We start from the raw sequence: 272 nt of genomic DNA on the forward strand, positions 1-272 counted from the left end.
TCATAGGTACGGGATGCTTTATCCGGAGTTTCGTTATATTTGGTGGACAGTGCCCCCATTGCGTCGAATTCACAGGCCATTTCCCAGCCCAGTTCTTCGCCGCCGCCAGCAAACACGATGTCCTGTTTACCCAGTTGGATCTGCTCAACCGCATTACCGATGCAGTGTGCGGAGGTCGCACAGGCAGAGCTGATGGAGTAGTTAACGCCGTGGATTTTGAACGGGGTCGCCAGGCAAGCGGAAACCGCTGAACCCATAGCTTTAGTCACAAC

At 54.0% G+C, this 272-nt stretch carries 1 protein-coding gene; it reads right to left on the reverse strand.

All coding sequences use genetic code 11. From position 1 onward, the window contains the following. Window positions 1-272: beta-ketoacyl synthase N-terminal-like domain-containing protein (locus ACPYOI_RS36295; protein ID WP_481424202.1), on the reverse strand; the 272-nt coding region annotated here is incomplete at both ends.

It is taken from the genome of Rhizobium sp. SVR5-2C, assembly GCF_056755115.1.